Origin of the sequence: Streptomyces sp. CA-251387, from assembly GCF_050936625.1 — a bacterium.
Classification (GTDB): Bacteria; Actinomycetota; Actinomycetes; order Streptomycetales; family Streptomycetaceae; genus Streptomyces.
The window spans coordinates 7,534,424-7,560,317 of record NZ_JBNJMJ010000001.1; the positions used below are offsets into that span (position 1 = coordinate 7,534,424).

Sequence of the window (25,894 nt, forward strand, 5' to 3'; positions counted from 1 at the left end):
GGCGGCCCCGGCCCCCGCCGTGCGTCGCACAGATCCTGTACGACGGAGAGCCCACGTATGAAGTCAGCACCGTATCCGACGACTGCCGCGGACTGGTCTGCCCGCATTGCAGCAGTATCGAGCGAGCGTTGCGATCTGGAGATGCTCCTCAAGGACGAGTGGCGCAACAAGATCGCGGTGCGGGACGACGACCCCGCCGTCCGTGCGACGAAGCGGCAGGACCTGCGCATCGGCGGGCAGGACTACACCGCGCTGAAGACCGCGCTGCGCGAGGACGGCGGTGTGTCGGTCGCCGCGTTCGCGCTGGCCGCGCTGCACGGCGTCATGCGGGCGTACGGCCACGGGAACCGGACGGTGGCGGCCCTCGTCGACGCCTCGGAAGGCGACGGCGCAGCACAGTCCCGGGTGCTTCCGGTCATCGTCGACCACGTCGAACAGGCCCGGCTCACCTGCCGCGAGGCGGTGCGCGTACTCGGCGAGGACGTGCGCCGCAAGGACGCGTACGTCACCGGTGACGAGGTGCTGGGACGCGGTCTGTTCGACGCGCTGCTCGTGCTCGCCGACCAGGACGTGGCCCTGGCCGACCTGCCGTCGTCGCCGCTCCTGGTGGTCGTCCGGGACGTCGAGACGGACGGACATCTGCAGTGGTCCATGGCCTATGCGGACGAGCTGTTCGAGGACCGGACCATCTCCGGCGTGCTCGACGTCGTACGCGAGGTGCTCGGCCAGTTCCTCGGCCGTCCCGCCCAGCGCGTCGCCGCCGTGGAGCTGGTGTCGGAGGACCAGCGCCAGCAGCTGCACAAGTGGAACGCCACCGATGGCGACTTCCCGGTGGACAAGCGGCTCAACGACCTGTTCGAGGACGCCGTGCACCGGTCGCCGGACCGGGAGGCCGTCGTCTTCGGCGACACCCGGCTGACCTACCGTCAGGTCGACGAGCGCGCCAACCGGTTCGCGCACTGGCTGCTCGGGCCGGAAATGGGGGTGCGGCCGCAGCAACTGGTCGGGATGTACCTCGACAAGAGCGACCTGGGCGTCGTGGCCACGCTCGGGCTGTGGAAGTCCGGTGCGGCCTACGTCCCGATCGACCCCGCCTACCCGGCCGAACGGGTCCGTTTCATCGTCGGCGACACCGGCCTGACCGGCATCGTCACCAACCGCCACCACGCGGCCCGGCTCAAGGAGATCCTCGGGGCCGGGCACGCCGGTGTGCGCGTCATCGAGATCGAGACCGTGCTCGGCCGGCAGGACGGCGCCACGGGCGCGCCGTGGGAGAAGCCGCGGCTGTCCCTGGGCAGCGGCGATCTCGCCTACGTCACCTACACCTCCGGCACCACGGGCGTCCCCAAGGGGGTTCCCAAGTACCACGACAGCGTCGTGAACAGCATCACGGACCTGTCCGACCGCTACGAGATGCGCCGGCCCGGCGAGGAGCGGGTCGCGCTCTTCGCCGCGTACGTCTTCGAACCGCACCTGCGCCAGACCCTGATCGCGCTCATCAACTCCCAGACGCTGGTGATCGTCCCGGAGGAGGTCAGGCTCGACCCGGACCGGTTCCCCGCGTACATCGAGCAGCACGGCGTGACGTATCTCAACGCCACCGGATCCGTGCTCCAGCACTTCGACCTGCGGCGCTGCACGAGCCTGAAGAAGCTGCTGCTGGTCGGTGAGGAGCTGACGGCGGCCGGGCTGCGGCAGCTGCGCGAGCGGTTCGCCGGGCGCGTCATCAACGAGTACGCCTTCACCGAGGCGGCCTTCGTCACCGCCGTCAAGGAGTTCGGGCCGGGAGTGACGGAGCGCCCGGACCGCAGCATCGGCCGGCCGCTGCGCAACGTGAAGTGGTACGTGCTGAGCCAGAACCTGAAGCAACTGCCGATCGGCGCCATCGGTGAGCTGTACATCGGCGGCAACGGCATCGCCCCGGGCTACCTCAACCGCGACGACCTCACCGCCGAGCGGTTCACGCCGAACCCGTACCAGTCGGCGCAGGAGAAGCTGCTGGGGCGCAACGCCCGCCTCTACCGGACCGGTGACCTGGCCCGGGTCCTGCCCTCCGGCGAGGTCGAGTTCATGGGCCGCAGCGACTTCCAGCTCAAGCTGAACGGCGTCCGCGTGGAGCCGGGGGAGATCGAGGCGCAGGCGACCGAGTACCCGGGCGTGCGCAAGTGCACCGTGGTGGCCCGCGAAGGGGCGGGCGGGGCCGGCGACCGTCATCTGGTCGGGTACTACACGACCGAGCCGTCGGCGGAGGTGACCGAGGAGGACCTGCTGGCCTTCCTGGAGGAGCGGCTCATCCGGATCATGGTCCCGGCGCGCATGGTGCGCCTCGACAGCATCCCGGTCAACGTCAACGGCAAGGTGGACTGGCGTGCGCTGCCCGAGGTGGACCTCGCCCGCTCGGGCGCGGCACCGGCGATCTCCGCGGAGGGCACTGCACCGGCGATCTCCACGGCACGCGCGGCGGACGGCGTCCTGGAGCAGCTGCGCGAGATCTGGGCCGAGGTCCTCGGTGTGCCGGCGGAACGGATCGGCGACCGGGACGACTTCTTCCGGCTCGGGGGCCAGAGCATCTCCTGCATCCTGCTCATCGCCCGCGTGCGGCAGCGGCTCGGCGTCTTCGTCGGCGTGGAGGACGTGTTCACCCTCCGGACCCTGACCGAGCTGGCGGACCACCTGGACCGGCAGCGGGGCACGCAGCCCGAGCCGGAACTCGGCCCGGCCCACGAACGGTCCGCGCCTCACGCACCGTCCGCGGCCGACGGCGAAGCCGTACGCCTGCGCGCGAACGGCCTGCAGCAGGGCCTGCTGTACCACGCCCTGAAGCGCAGGCACGGCGACGACGCCTACGTCATGCAGTCGGTGCACCGCTACCGATGTCCGATCCGCCCCGACCTGATGCGGCGGGCCTGGCGGCACGCGCAGCACAAGTACCCCGCGCTGCGGCTGCGCTTCGAGTGGGGCGAGGAACCCCTCCAGATCATCGACCCCGACGACCGGCCCCTCGACTGGCGGTTCGTCGACCTGACCGACGTGACCGACCCGGCCGAACAGGACGCCCGTATCAAGGAGTTGCAGGAGCGCGACCGGGCCGAGCCGTACGATCCCGCCGAGGGCCGCATGTTCCGGGTCTATCTGATCCGGCAGCGCGAGGACCTGTACTCGCTGATCTTCAGCTGCCACCACCTCGTCCTGGACGGCTGGAGCCTGCCGGTCCTGCACGACGAGGTCCACCGCGTGTACCTGGCCCTGCTGCGCGGCGCCGAGATCGAGCCGGACGTCGACCACGCCTATGCGGCCGCCCAGCGGTACTGGGAGGAGCACCGCGACGAGCACGTCGACCACTGGCTGCGGCAGATCGAGCGCATCGACGAGCGCGGTGACTTCGACGGGCTGCTCAAGGAGGACATCCGCTACCAGGTCGACCTGAGCGACTACGACCACGTCCGCGAACACCGGACGAAGAAGCTCGGCCTCGGCGCGGAGCTGACCGCCACGCTGAAGTCGCTGTGCGCCGCTCACTCCGTCACCCTGCACTCGGTGCTGCAGTTCGTGTGGCACAAGGTGCTGTACGCGATCGGCGGTGGGGACACCACGGTGGTGGGGACGATCGTCTCGGGCCGCAATCTGCACGTCGACGGCATCGAGAACTCGGTCGGCCTGTACATCAACACCCTGCCCCTGGTCGTCGACCACGACGAGCAGACGGGCCGCAGCGTCGGCGCGGCCATCGCCGGCATCCAGTCCGTCGTGAACACCATGAACGGCCGCAGCACGGTCGAGCTGGGCCGGCTGCAGACCGGCGGGATGAAACGCCGGCTGTTCGACACGCTGCTGGTGCTGGAGAACTACCCGCGGCTCCTGGAGGAGGCCGAGGAGCACGACGAACTCCTCCGCTTCGAGAAGGCGTACGACGCCGACAAGGTCGACTACCCGCTGGCCGTCGTGGCCCGCGAGGAGGGCGACGAACTGACGGTCACCCTGTGGTACGCGGGCGAACTCTTCGACGACGCCACGATCGACACCCTGCTCGATGTCACCCACACCCTGTTCTCCCAGGTGGCGCAGGACATCACCCGGCCCGTCGACGCCCTGGAGCTCGTGTCGCCGGCGATGGTCGAGCGCTTCGACGCCTGGAACCGCACCCAGGTCGACTTCCCGGCCGACAAGACCCTGCACGGCCTCTTCGAGGAACAGGTCGCGGCCTGGCCGGACGAGATCGCGGTCGTCTACCGCGACACCCGGCTGACGTACCGTCAGCTCAATGAGCGGGCCAACCAGTTGGCGCACTATCTGCGCTCGGTGGTCCAGCTGCGGCCGAACGACCTGGTCGGTCTCGTCGTGGACAAGAGCGAGCTGATGATCACCGCGATCCTGGCGGTGTGGAAGACGGGCGCGGCGTATGTGCCGATCGACCCGGGCTATCCCGACGACCGGATCGCGTTCATGCTCCAGGACACCCGTGCGCGGCTGGTGGTGGCCAACGAGGCCCATGCGGGGCGGCTGCGCGCGCTGCCCGCCGCGGAGGGCCTGCCGGTGGTGGAGGCGGACCGGCTGCCGATGGGCTACCGGTCGCCGGAGAACCCGGTCACCGAGGTCACGAGCACCGACCTCGCCTACGCCATATACACCTCCGGCACCACCGGCAACCCCAAGGCCGTCCTGGTCGAGCACCGCGGCGTCGTCAACCTCCAGGTCTCCCTGGCGAAGCTGTTCTCGCTGGACAAGAGCGAGGGCGACGAGGCGCTGCTGTCGTTCTCCAACTACGTCTTCGACCACTTCGTCGAGCAGATGACCGACGCGCTGCTGAACGGGCAGAAGCTGGTGGTGCTCGACGACACGATGCGCACGGACGCCGAGCGCCTGTACCAGTACATCAACGACGAGAAGGTCACCTACCTCTCCGGAACACCGTCGGTGCTGTCGCTGTACGACTACTCGACGACCACGTCCCTGACCCGCATCGACGCGATCGGCGAGGACTTCACCGAGCCGGTGTTCCACAAGATCCGCGGGAGCTTCCCGGGCACCATCATCAACGGGTACGGCCCGACGGAGATCTCGATCACCAGCCACAAGCGGCCGTACCCGGCGGTGGACGAGCGCCGTTCGACGAAGAGCATCGGCCACCCGGTGGCGAACACCACGGCCTACGTGCTCAACAAGTCGATGAAGCGGGTTCCGGTCGGCGGCATGGGCGAGTTGTACATCGGTGACGTCGGTGTCACCCGCGGCTACCTCAACCGCGAGGAGCTGACCGCGGAGCGGTTCATCGACAACCCGTTCCAGACGCCCGAGGAGCGCGCGGCCGGGCGCAACGCGCGGCTGTACAAGACCGGCGACCTGGTGCGGTGGCTGCCGGACGGGGAGCTGGAGTGCCTGGGCCGCACCGACCTCCAGGTCAAGATCCGCGGCCAGCGCGTCGAACTCGGCGAGGTCGAGGCGGTCCTGTCGTCGTATCCCGGCGTGACCAGGTCCCTGGTGATCGCCCGTGAGCACCAGGGGTCCGGCTTCGAGGCGGCGCAGAAGTACCTCGTCGGCTTCTACATCGGCGACCGCGAGCACGACGAGCAGGACGTGAAGGAGTGGATGCGCAGGAAGCTGCCCGAGGCCATCGTGCCCGCGCGCGTCCTGCGGATCACGGACATCCCCGTGACCCCCAGCGGCAAGCTGGACACAGGGCGGCTCCCCGAGACGGACTTCGGGGCGGGCGAGGGCAGCGAGTACGTCGCCCCCTCCGACGACGTCGAGGTCAAGCTGTGCGGCATCTGGGCCACGGTGCTCGGCGTCGCCCCGGACCGCATCTCCGTGCACGACGACTTCTTCGCGCTCGGCGGCGACAGCATCCGGGCGATGGCGCTCGCGCAGGCCATCACCAGCGGCTTCGGCCGTGGCCTCGGTGTCCGGACCGTGCTCCAGCACACGTCCCTCGGCGCGCAGGCACAGCACATCCGGGACATGGCGGCGCGGACGAACGACGGTGAGGACGGCAACGCCGAGCAGACCGCCGGACGCGCCGCGACCGTGGCCGGCCGCCCTCCGGTGTCGCTCGCGCAGGAACGCCTGCTGTTCATCGACGAGTTCGAGGGCGGCACCGCCGCCTACAACATCCCGTTCGCGCTGCGGATCCCGCTGCACGACACGGTGTCGCGGGACACGGTGGACCACGCCCTGCGCACGCTGCTGCGCCGCCACCCCGCCCTGCGTACCCTGCTCAGGACGGACCAGGACGGCGTCCGCCGGCAGTACACGCTGCCGGAGGACGCAGCACAGGCCCTGTTCCACGCGGCCGTGCACACGGTCGGCACGCCCGCCGAGCTGGACGAGCGGCTCGTGCGCTGCGAGGGCCACGTCTTCCGCCTGCACGAGGAACTGCCCCTGCGAGCCGACCTGTTCGAGCTCGCCACGGACCCCGACAGCCTGTACCTGAGTCTCGTCCTGCACCACACCTGCTTCGACGGCTGGTCGTGGAACGTCCTCCGCCAGGAGCTGGCGGCCCTGCTGCGGGGGGTGCCCGCCGCGGACCTCGGCACAGTGCGCGGCACCTACGCCGACTTCGCCGTGTGGCAGCGGCAGTACCTGACCGGTCGCCGGCTGGCGGAGCTCACCGAGTTCTGGACGGACGCGCTGGCCGGGTTCGAGACGATCCAGCTGCCGCTCGACCACCCGCGCCCCGCCCGGTTCGACTACCGCGGCCGGGAGATCGAGTTCGCGCTGGACGACGAGACCGTGCAGGCGCTACGGGCGCTGGCCCGTTCGGCGCGGGTGAGCCTTTACAGCGTGCTGCTCGGCGCCTGGTGCCTGATGCTGGCCATGCACACCGGACAGCACGACTTCGTGGTGGGCACCCCCTCCGCCAACCGTGGGCGCCCGGAGTTCGACCGCACGGTCGGCTTCTTCGCGAACCTGCTCGCACTGCGGGTCCGAGTCGACGAGCAGGCGACGCTGGTGGACTACGTCCGCTCCGTCGGGGAGCACGTCGTCGCGGCCCAGGTGCACGGCGAGCTGCCGTTCGAGCAGCTCGTCAAGGAACTCGACGTGGACAAGGACCCGAGCCGCCACCCCGTCCTGCAGGTCAACTTCACCCTGCAGAACGTCACGGACCGCCCCGACGCCACCCCGGTGGCCGACGGAACGCCGGTGCTGACCGCCCACAAGCCGGACGCCGGTGGCTGGACGGCCACCAAGTTCGACCTGTCGGCCACGCTCACCGAGACCGACGGCGGCGGACTGGCGGGCAACCTGACGTACGCCGCTGCCCTTTTCGAGGACGCGAGCGCCGAGGGCTTCATCGCCGCCTTCCGGCACGTCCTGCGTGAGTTCACCCGGCTCACCTCGGCGGGCGAGCGGGCCCGGCTGGCCGAGGTCACGGGCGTCGACGAGGAAGGCCGGGCACGGCTGCTGACCGCCGCCGGCTCGGCGGCCACCGCCACCGCCACCGGACCCGCCCGGACACTGCACGCCGTGTTCGAGGAGACGGCCGCCGCCTTCCCGGACCGGACGGCGCTGGTGTACGGCGACACGCAGCTGACGTACCGTCAACTGAACGAGCGTGCTAACCAGTTGGCGCACTATCTGCGCTCCGTCGTGCAGCTCCGGCCGAACGACCTGGTCGCCCTGGTGCTGGACAAGAGCGACCTGATGGTCACCGCGATCCTGGCGGTGTGGAAGGCCGGGGCGGCGTATGCGCCGATCGACCCGGGCTACCCCGACGACCGGATCGAGTTCATGCTCCAGGACACGCGGGCGCGGCTCATGGTGACGGAGCACGCCCACGCCGGCCGCCTGCGCACGCTGCCCGCCGCCGCACGGCCGGTGCTGGTGGAGACGGACCGGCTGCCGATGGGCTACCGCTCCACCGAGAACCCGGTCACCGAGGTCTCGCCCGGCGACCTGGCGTACGCCATCTACACCTCGGGCACGACCGGCCGCCCCAAGGCCGTGCTGGTGCCGCACCGCGCCGTGGACAGCTTCCGCGAGCAGCTCGCCGGACGCTACTTCGGCGGCCCCGCCACCACCCGCGAAGGCGTGCTGTTCCTCGCCAACTACGTGTTCGACTTCTCCGTCGAACAACTGGTGCTGTCCGTCCTCGGCGGCCACACCCTGGTCGTGCCGCCGTCCCCGCCCGCCGAGGACGACGGCTTCTACGACTACGCGGACCGGGCCGGGCTGACGTATCTGAGCGGCACGCCGACGCAGATCACCCAGCTCGACCTGGCGCGTCTGACGCGCCTGCGGTGTGTGCTGGTCGCCGGTGAGGCGTTCCACGAACGCCACTTCGACAAGATCCGCGGCGAGTTCGCCGGCCCGCTGTTCAACGCCTACGGCACCACGGAGACCGCCGTCTACAACACCGTCCGGCGCTTCGAACCCGGCGACCCCTACGCCAACGCCCTCGGACAGCCGCTCGGCAACACCCGGCTGTACGTGCTCGGCGATGGCCTGCGGCTGCTCCCGCCGGGCGCGGTGGGCGAGCTGTACGTGGCCGGAGAGTGCGTCACGGACGGCTATCTCAACCAGCCGGAGCTGACCGCGGAGCGGTTCCTGCCGAACCCGTTCCGGACCGAGGACGAGCGCCGCGCGGGGCGCCACGAAGTGCTGTACCGCACCGGTGACCTGGTCCGCCGCGCCCACGACGGCGAGCTCCGGTACGTCGGCCGCAACGACGCCCAGGTCAAGATCAACGGCCTGCGCATCGAACTCGGCGAGGTCGAGGCGGTCCTCGCCGGCTGCCCGCACGTGCGGGAGTGCGCCGTCGTCGCCGCCGGGGACGAGCGTTCCCCCGACGGCAGGCGGCTGGTCGGCTACTACGTGGCCGACCGCCACGCGCCCGTGGACGAGGACGCGATCTTCGCCGGCCTGCGGGCCCGGCTGATGCCGGGCATGGTGCCGTCGACGCTGGTACGCCTGGACCGGCTGCCGACGACCGTCAACGGCAAGCTCGACACCAAGGCGCTGCCCGCGCCGGACTTCGCGGCCCGGCGAGCCGCCTACGCGGCGCCCCGCAGCCGTATGGAAGCCCGGCTGTGCCAGTTGTGGAGCGCGCAACTGCCGGGCGGCACGGTCGGCATCGACGACGACTTCTTCCGCTCGGGCGGCGACAGCATCAGCGCCCTGCACCTGGCGAGCCAGGTGCAGCGGGAGGCCGGCCGCAGGATCGGCGTCAAGGACGTCTTCGACTTCCCGACCGTCCGGCAGCTCGTCGACAACGTCCTGTCCAGGGCGGACGGCGGGGACGGCACGCCGGGCGACGGCCAGGAGGAGCCGGAGCAGGGACGGCTGAGCGGCCCCTGTCCGCTGCTGCCCGTCCAGGAGTGGTTCCTCGCCAAGCCGCTCGCCGACCGCGCCCACTGGAACCACAACTTCGCCGTCCGGACACCACCGCTCGACTTTCCGAGGCTGCGCGACTCCCTGGCCCGCCTGGTCGACCACCACGACGCGTTCCGCCTGCGCTACAGCGGCTTCGGCGACGACGCGGCCGAGGCCACCCAGTCCTCCGCCCAGGTCACCCAGTCCTACGCCGAGGGCACCCCGGACGTCGTCCTGCACGAACTCGACGTGAGCGGCCTGCGTTACGCGGAGGTCCGCGAACAACTCGCCGAGTGGCAGAGCGGCTTCGACCTGGAGCACGGCCCGACCGCCTGCGCCGCTTACCTGCACGGGTTCGAGGACGGCACCGCACGCGTCTGGTTCGCCCTGCACCACCTGATCGTCGACTCCGTCAGCTGGCACATCCTCGCCCAGGACCTCGAGATCCTGTACCACGGCGGCGAGTTGGAGAAGAAGACCAGCAGCTACCGCCAGTGGGGCGAGGCGCTGCGCCGCTACGTCCCCGAGGAGGACGAGCGCCGCCTGTGGGAGGACGTCCAGGGCGGACTGGCCGCGGCGCGGGGGGAGCTGTCGGCCGTGGAGGGCGCGGCGACGCTCCGCGAGGAGTTCACGCTGAGCGCGTCGGACACCCGGACCCTGCTCACCGAGAGCCACTGGGCGTACGACACCACCCTGCACGAGCTGCTGCTGACGGCGACCGGGCTGGCCCTGGGGGCGGTCACCGGCCGGACGACCCACCACGTCACGGTCGAGGGCCACGGCCGCGAACGGTTCGCGGGGGCGCCCGACGTCCGGGACACGGTCGGCTGGTTCACGACGATGTACCCGCTGGCCCTGGAGACGGATCCGGAGGACCTGCGCCGCAGCGTGCTCGGCACGAGGGAGGCCTGCCGCCGCGTGCCGCACCACGGCATCGGCTACGGCGCCCTCTTCGGCCGGTACGGCAGCGAGCGCGCCCCGCTCGCCCCGGTCAGCTTCAACTACCTCGGCCGGTTCGCCGACGCGGGAGCCGGCGGGGGAGCGCAGGCACCGGACCGGCAGACGGGCTGGCAGCTCGACTCGGCCATGTCCGGCAGCCACCTCTCCGACCGCAACCGGGGAGCGGACCAGTTCGGCGTCGACGTGACCATGCGATGCGCCGGCGACCGCCTGGTCACCGTGGTCGACAGCCGGCTGGACGAGGCCACCACCCGGCGGTTCACGAGCGAACTGCACACGTGGCTGGAGCGGTTGGCCGCCCACACCGCGACCGTCACCCGCTCCGGGGCGGGCCGGACGCAAACGGGCCGGCCCCCGGTCACCGGGGACGCCTTCGAGCCGTACATCCTCGTCGACGAGGGGCACACGGAGCACACCCTCTTCGTCTTCCCGCCCGGCGAGGGCGGGGCCGAGAGCTACCTGAGCAACCTCGCGCAGCGGCTGCCCGGACACCGGCTGGTGCTGTTCAACAACGTGCACCTGCACACGCCCATGGAGTCCTTCGAGGCCGTCGCCCGCTACTACCTCGACCACATACGCAAGGTGCAGCCGGCCGGACCGTACAGCCTGCTCGGCTGGAGCTTCGGCGGGATCGTGGCCCTGGAGGCCTCGGCGCAGCTGGCGCGCGCGGGGGAGAAGATCGACAACCTGTTCGTCATCGACTCGTACTTCAACATGCGTCATGCGGCGGCCGAGATCGGCCTCCCCGGGGTCGAGGACCTCCTCGACCCCATCAACTACCACTACACACCGAGCCGGGAGGACCTCGACCGGCTGGCCGACCGGCTCGGCAGGCTGGTGATGTTCAAGGCGGAGCAGCCCAACGAGATCGTCCGCGACGACCAGCAGCACCGGCTGTTCGAGTTCTACCGCGGGACCCCGTACAACGCTCTGGACACCCTCCTGCCGGCCGAGTCGATCGAGGTCCATCCGCTGCGCGGCGAGACCCATCACTCGTGGGTGCGCAACGAGCGCCTGGTCACCGACATGTGCGAGCGGATCTCGGCGTCGCTGCGGGACGCCTGACGAAACGGAGGATTCCATGCCCATCCTGATGCCGTCGGCGCACGTGCCGACGATCGACATCTCGCCGCTCTTCGGCGGCGACGCGGACGGCAAGACGCGCGTCGCGCAGGAGATCAACAAGGCCTGCCGGGGATCCGGGTTCTTCTACGCCTCCCACCACGGCATCGACGTCCAGCTGCTCCAGGACGTGGTCAACGAGTTCCACCGCACCATGACCGAGGAGGAGAAGTACGACCTCGCGATCAACGCGTACAACAAGAACAACCCGCGTGTGCGCAACGGCTATTACATGGCCGTCAAGGGCAAGAAGGCGGTCGAGTCCTGGTGCTATCTGAACCCGTCGTTCAGCGAGGACCACCCGATGATCAAGTCGGGGGCGCCGATGCACGAGGTGAACATCTGGCCGGACGAGAAGCGGCACGAACGGTTCCGGCCGTTCTGCGAGCAGTACTACCGGGACATGTTCCGGCTCTCCAAGACGCTGATGCGAGGCTTCGCCCTGGCCCTGGGCAAGCCGGAGGAATTCTTCGAGGCCCCGCTCTCGGAGGCCGACACGCTGTCCGCCGTGTCGCTGATCCGCTACCCCTACCTGGAGGAGTATCCGCCGGTCAAGACGGGCCCGGACGGCACGAAGCTCAGCTTCGAGGACCACCTGGACGTGTCGATGATCACCGTCCTGTTCCAGACCGAGGTGCAGAACCTCCAGGTCGAGACGGTGGACGGCTGGCAGGACCTGCCGACGTCCGGGGACAACTTCCTGGTGAACTGCGGCACCTACATGGGCTACCTCACGAACGACTACTTCCCGGCGCCGAACCACCGGGTGAAGTTCATCAACGCGGAGCGCCTGTCCCTGCCGTTCTTCCTGCACGCCGGGCACACCACCGTGATGGAGCCGTTCAGCCCCGAGGACACCGGCGGAAAGGAGCTCAACCCGCCGATCGCGTACGGCGACTACCTCCAGCAGGGATTCCACGCGCTCATCGCCAAGAACGGCCAGACCTGAGCCCGACCCGCATGGCCCCAGGACCCGCCGGGATCCTGGGGCCACGCCCTGTCAGCTGCCCGCCGCGGCGAGCGCCCGCCGCCGCTCCTCGAAGAGCTCCCTGGCCCGCTCGTGGAAGCCGTCGGCCTCGTTGACGTGCGGGAACTCCTCGTCGGGGACCGGTACTTCGAGGAACTCGCACAGCGGACCCCAGCCCTCGCTCACCTGGAAGACCAGCAGCCGCTCGGCCGGCACGGTGGCCTTCACCTCGGCGATGTGCCGGTTGAACGCCGCGACGGCCTCGTCCTCGTCCATCTCGTTCAACGGCCGGTCGCCGCCCACGTCGAGCATGCGGGGACGCAGTTCCTCGGTCATGAAACGGCCGAACGCGGCGGCGTCCGGGTCGGGGTCCGTCGGCTGCTGCATGTGCCGGGAGAAGATGGTCTTCCGGGCGCTCGCGTACCAGCGGTGCGGATCCCGCACCGTCAGCACGACCTTCGCCTCGGGCCACGCCTCCATCAGCTCACGCCAGAAGACGCAGCCGGGGAAGTCCACCGTCGCCCGGTACCCGTCGAAGACCCGCCGTACATCCACCCGGTCACTCGCGAGCGCCTCCTGCCACAGCGGCATCTGCCGGGGGTTCGTTATCACTTCGGTCATGTGATGACAGGGGTCGAACCCGAGCCTCTGGAGTGCCGCCTGCATCGACAACGTACCGGTGCGGCCATATCCGGCGCCTATCACGTCCAATGGTCATCGTTCCCTTCTGCGCTGGGCAAACACCCGACAGCGAATATCTTCCTTTTCCTCGCACGTTTTCTGCCAGCCCTTTTCGAGCCTTCTTTGAATTCCGCGGAGAGGCCCCCGAGAGAGCCCCAAGAGAACGGAAAGAGGAGAGCTGGTTAGCATCGCAGAGCCGAAATGCGGCGCAAACTCAGGGGAGAGCTCATTGAACGACTACTCTCGCGAGAACTTCCTGGATCTGAACGCATTCCGAGGACTGGGCGACGACCCGGTCTACCGTCCCCCGGTACTGACGGACCGGCCGCGTGACTGGCCGCTCGACCGGTGGGCGCAGGCGCCGCGCGACCTGGGCTACCCGGACTTCGCCCGCTATCAGTGGCGGGGCCTGCGCCTGCTCAAGGACCCCGAGGCCCAGGCGGCCCTCCACGACCTGCTGTGGGAGTTCCGCCCCCGCACCATCGTCGAACTGGGCGTCTACAGCGGCGGTTCCCTGGTCTGGTTCCGCGACCTGACCCGGCTCATGGGCGTCGACTGCCAGGTCATCGGGATCGACCAGGATCTCTCCCGCTGCCAGATTCCCCCCACCGAGATGACCGACATCGCCCTCCACGAGGCCGACTGCACCGATCTCGGGACGCTGGAGAAGCTGCTCGGCGACGTCGCCCACCCGCTGCTGTTCATCGACGACGCGCACGCCGACACCTTCAACATCATGCGGTGGGCGGTCGACCATCTCCTCCAGGAGGGCGACTACTTCGTCATCGAGGACATGATCCCCTACTGGCACCGCTACAGCCCGGCCCTGCTGGAGCAGTACCTGGCGTCCTTCCGCGAGGTGCTGACCATGGACATGGTGTACGCCAACGCCAGCCCTCAGCTGGACCGGGGCGTTTTCCGCCGCACGGCCGCGAACGGCTAGCCCGCCGCCGTGTCCGCCGTATCGACCGTCCTGCACTACGCCGCACCGCTGACCCCGGGCGCCCCGGACGACGACTGGTGCATCGACGCCCTGTCGCGGCCGCCCGAGGTGGTCCTCAACTTCCGTATGGTCCCGCACGAGACGACCGTCACGGACCTGCGCGACAGCGCCGTACGGCCCACCCTCGACACCATGGGGTTCGAGATGGTCGCGGCCCCCACACGGGCCGACCAGAGGGCCCTGGCGGAGAAAGCCGAGCCGGCCCTCGAACAGTACCGTCGGGAGACCGCGGAGCTGCTGACGTCCGTCACCGGGGCCGAGGCGGTGGAGTTCTTCGACGCCACCGTACGACGCCAGGACGCCACCCCCTCCGGAGCGACTCCCCATCAGGCGCCGCACCAGCGCGTCCACGTCGACCAGAGCCCGAACAGCGCCCGGGCCCGCGCCGCCCGGCAGGCCGGCGAGGCCCGCCGCTTCGGCAGGTTCCAGATCGTCAACGTCTGGCGGCCCCTGCTGGAGCCCGTCCGCAACTACCCCCTCGCCCTGTGCGACTACCGGTCACTGGACCTCTCCGCCGACCTCGTCCCGACCCGGCTGGAGTTCCCGGAGTGGCTCAAGGACCGCGAGAACTACTCCGTGAAGCACAACCCCCGCCACCGCTGGCACTACTGGCGCTCGCTCGCACCCCACGAGGCCCTCCTCTTCAAGATCTACGACAGCGCGAGCCGCGGTCTGGCGCTCGCCGCGGACGGCACGGAGCGCCCCGGGGCGGCCGACGTGGCCGGCCTGTGCCCGCACACGGCGTTCTACGACGAGAAAGGCCCCGACAGCGGACATCTCCGAACGTCCCTGGAAATGCGCGCCGTACTTTTCTACGACTGATCCGGGAAGGAGCGGGCCACCATGACGGACACGACGGTGCCCCGAGTGCCCCTATTCAGCCTCACCGCGCTGAAGAAAGGCGATGACCAGGAAGAATTCCGCAGGTGTGTGACCGAGGCGGGCGTCTTCTACCTCACCGACTGCGGAGTGGGCGAACAGGACCACAAACTCGCCACCGACACGGCGATGGACTTCTTCGCCCACGGCACGCCCGAGGAGAAGGCGGCCGTGACGACGAAGATCCCGACCCTGCGCCGCGGCTACTCCGCGCTGGAGGCCGAGAGCACGGCCCAGGTGACCAGGACGGGCACCTACACGGACTACTCGATGGTGTACTCGATGGGGATCTCCGACAACCTCTTCCCCTCGCAGCGCTTCGAGGAGATCTGGACGGACTACTTCGTCGGCCTCTACGCCGCCGCCCGGGAGACCGCTCAGGTCGTCCTGGAGGCGACCGGGACATACGACGGCTCGGACGGTCGGGACATCGACACCCTGCTGGACTGCGACCCCGTGCTGCGGCTGCGGTACTTCCCCGAGGTCCCCGAGCACCGCGCCGCCGAGCACGAGCCGCGGCGCATGGCACCGCACTACGACCTGTCCATCATCACCCTGATCCACCAGACGCCGTGCGCCAACGGGTTCGTCAGCCTCCAGGCCGAGATCGGCGGCGAACTGGTGGACCTGCCGCACGTCCCGGACACCGTGATCGTGCTGTGCGGCGCCATCGCGCCCCTGGTCACCCAGGGCGCCGTCCCCGCGCCCCGGCACCATGTCAGGTCCCCGGAAGCCGGCATGCGTGAGGGCAGCGGCCGTACCTCGAGCGTGTTCTTCCTGCGCCCCTCCACCGACTTCAGCTTCTCCGTGCCCAAGGCCCGCGGCTACGGCCTGGAGGTCGACACCCTCGACGGCGAGACCGCGACGTTCGGGGACTGGATCGGGACCAACTACGTCACGATGCACGCCACCCCCACGTCGTAGGAGAGAAGAAGCCATGGAACACAGGTCCGACGCCGTCTTCAAGAAGCCCACCATCTTCCGCGACGGAATCCGGGAGTACGCGGAGCGCCTTTCCTCTCCCGTCTCCGCCGAGCTGCAGGACATCGCCGAGGAAACCGCGAGGGCCACCCCCGAGTGGGCGGACATATCGACCGCGCACATCCAGACGTCCTTCCTGCAGATGCTGATCACCACGGGCGGAATGAACCGCGTGCTGGAGGTGGGCACCTTCACCGGCCACGGCACCGTCGCCATCGCCGAGGCCCTGCCGGACGACGGCGAGGTCGTCACCATCGACAGCTACGTCGCGGACAAGCGGGCCCAGGACGTCGCCACCCGGGCGTTCGAGCGCAGTCCGCACGGGCACAAGATCAAGCCCGTGCTCGACGAGGCCCTCACCGTTCTCCAGAACGTCGACGGCGACTTCGACCTCATCTTCCTCGACGCGGACAAGCCGAACTACATCTCCTACTTCGAGACCATCCTCGCCCGCGGCCTCCTGCGGTCCCGTGGACTCCTGGTCGTCGACAACACCCTGTGGGGCGGCGAGGTCCTCGACCCGCGCTCCCTGCCGCCCGCCGACGAGGCCGTGACGGGCGAGGAATGGGTGGAGCGCATGTTCGCCAACTGGGCGCACGACGTCGTCAAGTTCAACAAGCACGTCGTCGAGGACCCCCGGGTGCGGGCCGCCCTGCTCACCGTCCACGACGGCATGACCCTCGTCCAGCTTGCATCATGACCGGGCGGGGCGGAATCGGGCTCTCGGTGGGCATGCTGCTGCGGCGGGCGGCAACCGTGGCACCCGCCAAGGAGATCCGCGAGGTCGACCTCGCCGGGCAGCCCCACGGCACGTCCTGGGCGGCCCTGCAGGAACGCGTCCGACGGCTGACGGACGCCCTCGGACGCCTCGGCGTCGGGCAGGGCTCCGCGGTGACGACCTTCGCCTGGAACAGCACACGGCACCTCGAGTGGTTCTTCGGTGTGCCGATGGCGGGCGCTGTGCTGGTGCCGGTCAACGTCCGCTTCTCCGACGAGCAGATCGAATGGGTCGTGGCCCACGCGAACTCCCGCGTGATGGTCGTCGACGCCTCCCTCACCGGGCGGTTGGCCCGGCTGCTGCCCCGGTTGCGGTCGCTGCGCGAGTTCGTCGTGATCCCCGACGGGGGCGACGTGCACCCGGCGTTCGCCGACGCGCTCTCCTACGAGCGGCTGCTGGCCGACGCCGATCCCGTCGAACCGCGAGACGTGGCGGAGGACCGTACCGCCTGCCTGTGCTACACGGGCGGCACGACGGGCCACCCCAAGGCCGTCGCCCACTCGCACCGGTCCCTCGTCCTGCACTCCCTCGCGATGTGCGCGGCCGACGCCTTCGCGGTCCGCGAACGCGACGTCATCTTCCCGCTGACGCCGCTGTTCCACGCCACCGCCTGGGGGCTGCCCTACGCGGCCGCCCTGGCCGGAGCGGGCCTGGTCTTCACCGGACCGCACCTCGAACCCGGGGCCATCGCCCAGACCCTGGAGCGGGAGCAGGTCACCCTGTCGGCCGGCGTGCCCACCTTCTGGCTCGCCCTGGACGAAATGGACCCGCCCAAAGAGGTGTTCGCGTCCCTGGAACGCATCGTCTGCGGCGGCTCGGCGATCCCGCAGGGCCTCGTGCACCGGTACGCCGACCGCGGCGTGACCATGCAGCAGGGCCTCGGCATGACGGAGAACATGGCGACGGTCGCCCTGACGAACGTCCGCAGCGGCCTCACCTCCCTGCCCCCCGAGAAGCAGCTGGAACTGCACCACACGCAGGGCCTGGCCGTACCGGGCGTCGAGGTACGGCTGGTCGACGACGAGGACCGGCTGCTGCCGCACGACGGGGTCACCCAGGGAGAGCTCGAAGTCAGATCGCTGTGGGGAGCGACGAGCTACGAGAACGCCGGCGACGACGCCAACGCCGAGAAGTTCCACGACGGCTGGCTGCGCAGCGGGGACATCGCGACCATCGACCCGGACGGCTACGTCCGCATCACGGACCGCAGCAAGGACCTGATCAAGTCGGGCGGCGAGTGGATCAGCTCCATCGCGGTCGAGTCGGCGCTCATGGACCACCCCGCCGTCCTGGAGGCCGCGGTCGTCGCCGTGCCGGACCCCCGGTGGCAGGAACGGCCGCTGGCCGTGGTGCTGGCACGCTCCGGCGCCACGCCGAAAGCCGACGCACTGCGGTCCTTCCTGCGCGGCCGGCTGCCGAAGTGGTGGGTGCCGGACCGCTTCGAGTTCGTCCCCGAGATCCCGAAGACGGCCACCAACAAGTTCGACAAGAAGCTGCTGCGCAGCCGCTACGCCGACCACTGACCCACGCAGACCCGCAGGCCCCGTCGTCCCATTCCCGCCTGCCCAGTCACGGAGGGAACGCGCATGCGTCTGAACAACACCGGAGCCTGGCAGCCCGGTGACCCCTCGGGAAACCGGCGGTTCGTCACGACCCACTCGGCCGAGGAACCGCTGGCGCTGATCTCCGGGCAGTCCCTGGGACCGGTGACCATGGCGTACGAGGCATGGGGCACCCTGGACGCGGACCGCGGCAACGCGGTGCTGATCCTGCCGCCGCTGAGCATGACCAGCCACGCGGCGGGCCCCGCGGGGCCGGGGCACCCCGCCGAGGGCTGGTGGGACAGCCTGATAGGGCCCGGCAAGGCGGTCGACACCGACCGTTTCCAGGTGATCGTCGCCAACAACCTCGGCGGCTGCGACGGAAGCACCGGCCCGGCGAGCCTCGACCCGGAGGGAAGGCCCTGGGCCTCGCGCTTCCCGGCGCTCGACGTGGTGGACCAGGTCAACGCCGAGGCCGCACTGGCCGACGCGCTGGGCATCGAGCGCTGGCACGCCGTCATCGGCATGTCCATCGGCGGGGCGCGGGCCCTGGAATGGGCGGTCTCCCGCCCCGACCGGGTGGGCCGGCTCCTGCTCATCGCCGTGGCGGCGGCCACCCGCGTCGAACAGGCCGGCCACACGCATGTGGAACTGGAGCTGATCCGGCGGGATCCGCACTTCCACGGCGGCGAGTTCTACCACCTCCCCGAGGGCTGCGGCCCCCGTACCGGCGTCTCCCTCGCCCGCAGTTTCGCGCACATCCGCTACGGCACGGAGAGCTACTGGCAGGACCGGTTCGGCGGACAGTCGTGGTACCACGACTCGGACGGCTGCCACGAGAAGTTCCGCGAGTACGTGCTGGCGCAGGGCGACAAGGTGTGGGAACGCTTCGACGCGAACTGCAACGTCGTCCTCTCCGAGACGGCCCTGCACGCCACGGTCGCGCGCGGCAGGGGAAGCATCGAGGACGCGCTCGCCCGCATCACCGCCGACACCCGCATCGTCGGCTTCACCACCGACCGCGCGTATCCCCCCGAGACACAGCGCGAGTTGGCGGCGGGCATCCGGGGCGCCCAGGCGCACATCATGGAGACGGACCTCGGACACTACGGATTCATGCTCGCGCCCCACCTGGTCGAGCCGCACCTGCGCCTGACCCTCGGATAGCGGGCCGACCGGTGCTCGCCGTGCTGCTCGTGGGCGCCTTCATGCCCACCCTGGACTTCTTCATCGTCAACGTCGCCGTCCCCTCCATGACCGAGGACCTGCACGCGACCAGCGGCGAGATCGAACTCGTCGTGGCCGTCTACGCCATCGTCTACGCGAGCCTCGTCGTGCTCGGCGGCAGGCTCGGCGACCACTGGGGACGCAAGAAGGCCTTCGTGGTGGGGATCGCCTTGTTCACCGCGACGTCGGCGATGTGCGGCTTCGCACCGGACGTATGGTGGCTGATCTGCGCACGGGCGCTCCAGGGCGGTGCTGCCGTCGTGCTGTTCCCGCAGGTGCTGGCGCTGATCCAGCTCCACTACCCGCCGGCCGCGCGCCCCCGGGCGATGCGCGGCTACGGCCTGGCGACGGGCAGCGCGATGGCCACGGGCCAGCTCATCGGCGGACTGCTGATCAGCCTGGACTGGCTGGGCCTGTCCTGGCGGTGGGCCTTCCTCGTCAACCTTCCGGTCGGCATCGTGACGCTGATCCTCGCCCCGCGCCTGCTGCCGACGACCGATGGGCAGGGAAGCCTGAGGATCGACCGCACAGGGGTCGCGCTGTTCGCCGTGGCCATGGTGCTGCTGGTGGTTCCCCTGACGGTCGGCCGCTCGGCCGGCTGGCCGGGATGGACCCTGCTCATGCTCGTGGGGGCCGCGGTGCTGCTGCCGGGATTCTGGCTCTGGGAACGCCGCACCGAGGCCCGGGGACGCGACACGCTGCTGCCCCCCAGCCTGCTCCGCGTCGGCACCCTGCGCATCGGCCTGCTGACCGTGTGCGCCTTCTACGCCACCATGTCCTCGGCCCTGTACGTCCTGGCCCTGCTGCTCCAGCAGGGGCGCGGTCTCACCCCCCTGGAGTCCGGACTGGTCTCCAGCCCGCTGATGGTCGGTTTCTGTGCGGCCAGCATGGCCTCCTCCGCCCTGACGGCCCGCTGGGGCCCCACACGGCCGCTCAAGGCCGCGATGTGGATCCGGACGGCCGGTTTCGCCGCCCAGTTCCCGCTGGTGCTCGCGGCGGCCACTTCCGTGAACATCCCGGTGCTGGCCGTCCTGCTCGCCGTCAACGGGGCCTGCACCGGAGCAGTGATGGCCCCCCTCCTCACGCTCGTCCTCGACGACCTGAAACCCGCTCAGGCAGGCGCCGCCAGCGGTCTGCTGGCCACGACCCAGCAGGTGGCCGGCGCCGTCGGGCTCTCCGTCATGGGCATCGTGTTCCATGGCGTCGCCCGCCACACGCCGCCGGCCCCGGAGGACATCGCCACCGGCTACCGGCACGGCCTCGTCTACCTCGTCCTGATGTCGGGCGCCGCCCTGGCCGGCCTGTCCCTGCTGACCCGGACACGGGACGCCCACCGGCCCGCCGACACACTGGCCGGCAGCACCAGGCCCGTACCCTCCCAGGACTGAGCCCCCCTGCTCCGCACGGACATACGGCACGCTGCCCGGCCGCTCTCCGGACCACCCCCACCCGCACAGGTGCGCGAGTCAATCACACGGCAGGATGGACGAGTTGAACTCCACCGACCCCGGCGCGTAGAACAGCGACGACCCCCCTTTCTTCTGCGCCGGCCGCGGCAGGGTACGACTCGGCTTCCGAAAGCAGGTACAACCGCATGACCCCAGAGCAATCCGGCCCGTCCCGCCGCGCCCTCCTCACCGCGGCCGTCCTGCTGCCCCTGACGGGGTGCGGCGACACACGGGACCGCTCGGCCGCCCTGGCGTCCCGGGCACCGGCACGCTCGTCGTCCTCGCCCTCCGCCTCCGCGAAGCCTCTGGATCTGCCGTCGCTCCGGGCGCTCGAACGCAAGCACGATGCCCGGCTCGGCGTGTACGCCCTGCATACCGGCACCGGCACGGCGATCGCCCACCGGGCGGACGACCGCTTCGCGTTCTGCTCCACTTTCAAGACCGTCGCCGTCGCCGCCGTCCTCGACCGCAACCCGCTCCGCCACCTGGACGAGCGCGTCACCTATGCCTGGGGCGACATCAACTCCATCTCACCCATCACCCGGAAGAACGTCGACCAGGGCATGACGATCCGTCAGCTCTGCGACGCCGCCATCCGGCACAGCGACGGCACGGCCGCCAACCTGCTGCTGCGCGACCTCGGCGGCCCCAAGCGGCTGACCGCCTACCTGCGCGAGCTCGGCGACACCGTCAGCCGCCTCGACCACTACGAGCCCGAGCTCCACCGGTCCCGCCCCGGGGACCCCGACGACACCACCACGCCCCGGGCGATCGCCGCCGACTACCGCACGCTCGTCCTCGGCGACGCGCTCGCCGCCGACAAACGCGCCCTGCTCACCGACCTCCTCGAACGCAACACCACCGGCGGCAACCGCATCCGGGCCGGCCTCCCCAAGGGCTGGCGGGTCGCCGACAAGACCGGGACCGGCACCTACGGCCGGGCCAACGACATCGCCCTAGTGTGGCCACCCCGCTCCGCCCCCCTCGTGATGGCCGTCATGTCCGAACGCTCCACACGCGAGGCCCGCCCGAGCGAGGCCCTGATCGCCGAGGCCACGGAACAGATCGCCGCCGCGCTGACCTGACGGGCGGGGTGCCCACGGGAGGGAGAACGGGCGGGCACAGCGGAACCGGCTCCCGACCGAACCCGCTCGCCGCACCCGCTCGCCGAGCCCGCTCGCAGCACCGGCTCGCCGCACCCGCTCGTCTCACCCGATCCGCGTCAGCTTCGTCCCGACGGACGGCTCCCGAAACTCCGACCGCAGCGCCACCGGCACGCGCTCCGCCCCCGCAGCGCCGTTCAGCGTCAGCTCACCGACCACGGTCCCGGCCTTCGTCCCGTCGCCGATCTCCTTGCCGCCGTCGCGGAAGGTGAGCGTCAGCTTCTGACCAGGTATCCCGACCACCTTCAGGTCCCGCGTGGCCACCACCGGCGTACGGCCGCCGAGACCGTCGTCGACGTGCCCGACCACCTGGCCCTTGCGTACGGCCGTGGCCGAGGTGAGGGCGTCCCGGACCGCCTTGATGACCTTCTCGCTGTTGTCCAGCACCAGCTGGAGGCTGTTGGAGCCGTTGGGGTCCGGGCCCGTGACGTGCTGGTCCATCATCGTGCCCAGGACGAGCCGGTCCTCGCCGTCCACCGTCTTGTACGCGGCCCAGGAAAGCGTTCCCCCGGCGGGGGTGTTGGAGCCGGTCTTGATGCCCCTGACGCTCAGCCCGGCCACGCCCAGCAGAGCGTTGTTGTTGTAGATGCGCGTGGCCCCGGGGATGTCGGCGTCGGGCAGGGCGACGACCGCGCGGAAGGAGTCGAACTTCATGACCGCCTCGGCCAGTTTGAGCTGGTCGACGGCCGTGCTGACGGTTCCCTTGTCGAGACCGCTGGGGTCGGTGTACGTCGTGTTCTTCATGCCGAGCGACCTGGCCGCGTCGTTCATCTTCCGGACGAACGCGGTCTCGTCGTCGGTCTTCGTGTTCCACCGGGCCAGCAGCCGGGCCACGTTGTTGCCCGACGGGATCATCAGCATCTTCAGCATGTCCTGGAGGCTGAACGTCTGACCGGCCTTCAGCCCCTCGATGCGCGACTCGTCCTTGGCCTTGCCCTCCTCCACGGTCCGGGCGTCGACGGTGACGCGCGGGCCCGGCTCGTCCCGGTCGAGGGGGTGCTCGCGGAGGATGACGTACGCGGTCATGATCTTGGCGACGCTGGCCGTCGGGACGGGCTTCTGCTCCCCGAACGTCCCGATGCTGCCCGAGCCCGCGACCATCACCGCGGCCTGCCCCTTCTCGGGCCACGGCATGGTGAACGTGCCGCCGCCGATCGTGAAGGACGCCGCCTTAGCGTCGACGGCGAGGGTCGGTTCGGGCAGCGGACGGACGAGCTGGACGACGAGCACGACCAGCGCGAGGAGCGCCACGAGAGGTGACCAGATCTTGACCCTGCGGAGCAGCGTGCGGGCCGGGGTGGCCGGTGGCGGCGGGGTGTTGGTGAGCTGCGCGAGGAGATCGAGGGGGGCGGGCTGCGCGTCCTCGTCGTCTGCCGTGTCCTCAGCCTTCTGGGCGTCGTCCGCCTCCTGCGCCTCCTGCCGGGTGGCCGGGGCGGCCGACGGCTCGGCCGGCGGCAGGTCGGCGACGTCGATCGCCATGGTCTTGTCGACTCCGGCCGCGTCCTCGAGGGTCCGCAGAGCGACCGTACGGGTGTTCTCGGACGCCTCAGAGGCGGCGGCCTCCTCGGGCTCGTCCTCGGAGGTCGCCTCGTCCGTGTTGTCCGATGCCGTAGCCCTCGCGTCTTCGGGAGTGGCGCCGGCCTTCTTGTCCGGTGCGGCGCCGTCTTCCTCGGGAGTCGCCTCGGCGCGCTCGTCCGGTGCGGTGCCGTCTTCTTCAGGTGTCGCGTCCGCGTCCGCCGCCGCGTCCTCGTCTGATGCCGTGGCGTCGTCTTCGGGCGCCGTGTCGGCGTTGTCGTCCGGTGCCGTGGCGTCGCCTTCGGGCGATGCGTTGGTGTCCCCGTCCGATGACGTGCTGTCTTCTTCGGGAGCCGCCTCGTCGTCCGCGTCCGTTGACGTGACGTGGCCTTCCGGAGCCGCCTCGGCGGCCTCGTCCGTTGACACGTCGTCGTCCTCGGCGTCCGGGTCCTCCTCGGCGAGAGGCTCCGCCTCCTGAGCGGGGGCTGTGCCGCGCGCGGCGACCGCGTCGGCCGCGTCCGCCTCCTCTGCCGCTTCACCGGCGGCGTCCGTCGGCTCGTCCGGCTCCTCCGCCGCTGCGTCAGCGGTGTCCTTCGGACCGTCCGGTTCCTGTGCCGCTGGGTCGGCGGCGTCCTCGGGCTGATCCGGCTCGTGCGTCTCTTCTGGAGCCTCCCGCTCGTCCGGCTCGTCGGCCGACTCCGCGGAATCCGCTGATTCGCTCGACTCGGCCGCTTCCTCCGACTCTGACCTTTCCCCGGACAACGTTGTTTCCCCCGACACTGCTGTTTCCCCCGACTCCACCGTTTCCACCGTTCCCCCCGACTCAGGCGCCCCCGATTCCGACACCGGCCCCCGGGCGACTCTCCGCTGCTCTCGTCCGCCAAGTCCGGCCCCGTTTCGCGTGCTGCGCGGGAAGGCTCCGTCGGCGGGTCGTCCTGGTCGAGGACGCCGGTGTCGGGTGTTCGGTCCGCCATCGTTGTCTCCTTCGTGCGCTCGCGACACATGCGTCCTACAGGACGGGCGGAAGGGCACGTCACGTTGCCTGACGCAGGTGCTGGTGATTTCCGCCGGGCGATCCGCGGCACCCCCAGGGGCCGGCCGGCGATCGCCACGCGGCGGCGCGGCCAGCGTAACCGATCACCGTTCGAGTACGGCGGCGAGCGTTACCGGCGGTGACCGGAAACCGACGTGGCCGGCACTGCCCCGCGGCTACCGCGCCTCCGCGACCGTACGCGCGATGGAGCCGATCGCCTCCGGCCCCACCCGGCAGCACCCCCCGATCAGCCGTGCGCCGGACTCTTGCCACCCCCGTACCTGCTCGGCGGCGAAGGTGGAACGCCCGTCCCAGGCGCGGGTCTCGGCGTTCCAGGACTCGCCGCTGTTGGGGTAGACGACGACGGGCCTGCCCGTGACGCGGGCGGCGATCCCGATGGCCCTCTCGACGTCCTCCGGCGCGCAGCAGTTGACGCCGACCGCGATCACCTCGTCGGCGTCGGCGGCCAGGGCGAAGGCCTCCTCCAGCGGCTGCCCGGCGCGGGTGCGGTCGCCGGCGGCGGAGTACGACAGCCAGGCCGGGACACCGAGCCCCCGCACCGCTCGCAGCAGCGCCTCGGCCTCGTCGGCGTCCGGGACGGTCTCCAGCGCCAGCACGTCGGGCCGCGCTCCGGCCAGCACCTCGATCCGGGGCCGATGGAAGCGCTCCAGCTCCGCCACGCTCAGCCCGTACCGCCCCCGGTACTCGGAGCCGTCGGCCAGCATCGCCCCGTACGGGCCGACGGACGCGGCGACCCACAGCGGCCGTGTGACGCCCTCGGCCTGCGCCCGCCGTGCCGCCTCGCGCGCCAACTCCACGCTCAGGACGAGGAGTTCGGCCGCCCGCTCATGACCGATCCCGCGCTTGGCGAAGCCCTCGAACGTGGCCTGGTAACTGGACGTGATCGCCACGTCCGCCCCCGCCTCGAAGTAGGCGAGATGCGCCTCGGTGACCGCCTCGGGCCGCTCGGCGAGCAGCCGTGCCGACCACAGCTCGTCGCTCAGGTCGTGCCCGGCGGACTCCAGCTGGTTGGACATACCGCCGTCGAGCACGACGGTCCCGGCGGCGAGAGCTTCGGCGAGGGCGATGGTGCTGGTCATGGTGACGACGGTAGTCGAGACGGGGTGGGTGTCCGGCGTGTGGGACATTCATGCGGTCTGGATTGGCCGCATGCCTGAGACCGCTCTCGTGGCCGAGGCGCGCACCCTAGCCCTGTCACTCGGGTTCCCAGGGGCCCCGAGCGGACGGTAGAACCTGTCGTCCGGTCGGCCCGAGGCCCGAGGCCCGAGG

The 25,894-nt window shown here is 70.6% G+C and carries 13 protein-coding genes; 10 read left to right on the forward strand and 3 right to left on the reverse strand.

Annotated features, from left to right (window positions below; translation table 11 throughout):
• Positions 1 to 141: 141 nt before the first annotated feature.
• Both ACQEV2_RS33560 and ACQEV2_RS33565 read left to right on the forward strand, forming a co-directional pair.
• Positions 142 to 11,331: an amino acid adenylation domain-containing protein gene (locus ACQEV2_RS33560; RefSeq protein ID WP_433050024.1), complete on the forward strand. Its 11,190-nt coding sequence runs from the start codon at positions 142 to 144 to the stop codon at positions 11,329 to 11,331.
• A 16-nt stretch (positions 11,332 to 11,347) separates the two neighbouring features.
• Positions 11,348 to 12,337, forward strand: coding sequence for a 2OG-Fe(II) oxygenase family protein (locus tag ACQEV2_RS33565; protein WP_433050026.1), 990 nt, complete (start codon positions 11,348 to 11,350; stop codon positions 12,335 to 12,337).
• Between the two features lie 51 nt (positions 12,338 to 12,388).
• Here the strand turns inward: ACQEV2_RS33565 and ACQEV2_RS33570 are convergent, their stop codons facing one another.
• Entirely contained in the window at positions 12,389 to 13,060 is a 672-nt protein-coding gene (locus ACQEV2_RS33570) for a sulfotransferase family protein (protein WP_433054972.1), read from the reverse strand.
• 205 nt (positions 13,061 to 13,265) lie between these two features.
• On the opposite strand from ACQEV2_RS33570, the gene ACQEV2_RS33575 reads away from it, so the two are divergent.
• The 8 genes from ACQEV2_RS33575 (at position 13,266) to bla (ending at position 21,978) form a co-directional block, all read left to right on the forward strand.
• The gene (locus ACQEV2_RS33575) at positions 13,266 to 13,979 is read left to right on the forward strand and encodes a CmcI family methyltransferase (RefSeq protein WP_433050028.1); all 714 of its coding nucleotides are present in this window, start codon (positions 13,266 to 13,268) and stop codon (positions 13,977 to 13,979) included.
• Positions 13,980 to 13,988: 9 nt separating this feature from the next.
• A complete protein-coding gene (locus ACQEV2_RS33580; RefSeq protein WP_433050030.1) occupies positions 13,989 to 14,861 on the forward strand; it encodes a CmcJ/NvfI family oxidoreductase in 873 nt (290 codons plus the stop codon).
• A 21-nt stretch (positions 14,862 to 14,882) separates the two neighbouring features.
• Positions 14,883 to 15,842 (forward strand): 2OG-Fe(II) oxygenase family protein, encoded by a 960-nt coding sequence (locus tag ACQEV2_RS33585; protein WP_433050032.1) that lies wholly within the window; start codon positions 14,883 to 14,885, stop codon positions 15,840 to 15,842.
• 13 nt (positions 15,843 to 15,855) lie between these two features.
• The gene (locus ACQEV2_RS33590) at positions 15,856 to 16,599 is read left to right on the forward strand and encodes an O-methyltransferase (RefSeq protein WP_433050034.1); all 744 of its coding nucleotides are present in this window, start codon (positions 15,856 to 15,858) and stop codon (positions 16,597 to 16,599) included.
• Positions 16,596 to 18,200, forward strand: coding sequence for a long-chain-fatty-acid--CoA ligase (locus ACQEV2_RS33595; RefSeq protein ID WP_433050036.1), 1,605 nt, complete (start codon positions 16,596 to 16,598; stop codon positions 18,198 to 18,200). Before ACQEV2_RS33590 ends, ACQEV2_RS33595 begins: the two co-directional genes overlap by 4 nt.
• Before the next feature lie 63 nt (positions 18,201 to 18,263).
• Positions 18,264 to 19,385 (forward strand): homoserine O-acetyltransferase MetX, encoded by a 1,122-nt coding sequence (gene metX / locus ACQEV2_RS33600; RefSeq protein ID WP_433050038.1) that lies wholly within the window; start codon positions 18,264 to 18,266, stop codon positions 19,383 to 19,385.
• 20 nt (positions 19,386 to 19,405) lie between these two features.
• Positions 19,406 to 20,833, forward strand: coding sequence for an MFS transporter (locus ACQEV2_RS33605; protein ID WP_433050040.1), 1,428 nt, complete (start codon positions 19,406 to 19,408; stop codon positions 20,831 to 20,833).
• 206 nt (positions 20,834 to 21,039) lie between these two features.
• Positions 21,040 to 21,978 carry a class A beta-lactamase gene (gene bla, locus ACQEV2_RS33610; protein WP_433050042.1) on the forward strand — a complete coding sequence of 313 codons (939 nt, stop codon included), beginning with the start codon at positions 21,040 to 21,042 and terminating at the stop codon, positions 21,976 to 21,978.
• Between the two features lie 123 nt (positions 21,979 to 22,101).
• Here bla and ACQEV2_RS33615 read toward each other — a convergent pair whose 3' ends face one another.
• Together ACQEV2_RS33615 and mmuM are read right to left on the reverse strand one after the other, a co-directional pair.
• Positions 22,102 to 24,333 carry a serine hydrolase gene (locus tag ACQEV2_RS33615; protein ID WP_433050044.1) on the reverse strand — a complete coding sequence of 744 codons (2,232 nt, stop codon included), beginning with the start codon at positions 24,331 to 24,333 and terminating at the stop codon, positions 22,102 to 22,104.
• 447 nt (positions 24,334 to 24,780) lie between these two features.
• Positions 24,781 to 25,704 (reverse strand): homocysteine S-methyltransferase, encoded by a 924-nt coding sequence (gene mmuM / locus ACQEV2_RS33620; protein ID WP_433050046.1) that lies wholly within the window; start codon positions 25,702 to 25,704, stop codon positions 24,781 to 24,783.
• Positions 25,705 to 25,894 lie beyond the last annotated feature (190 nt).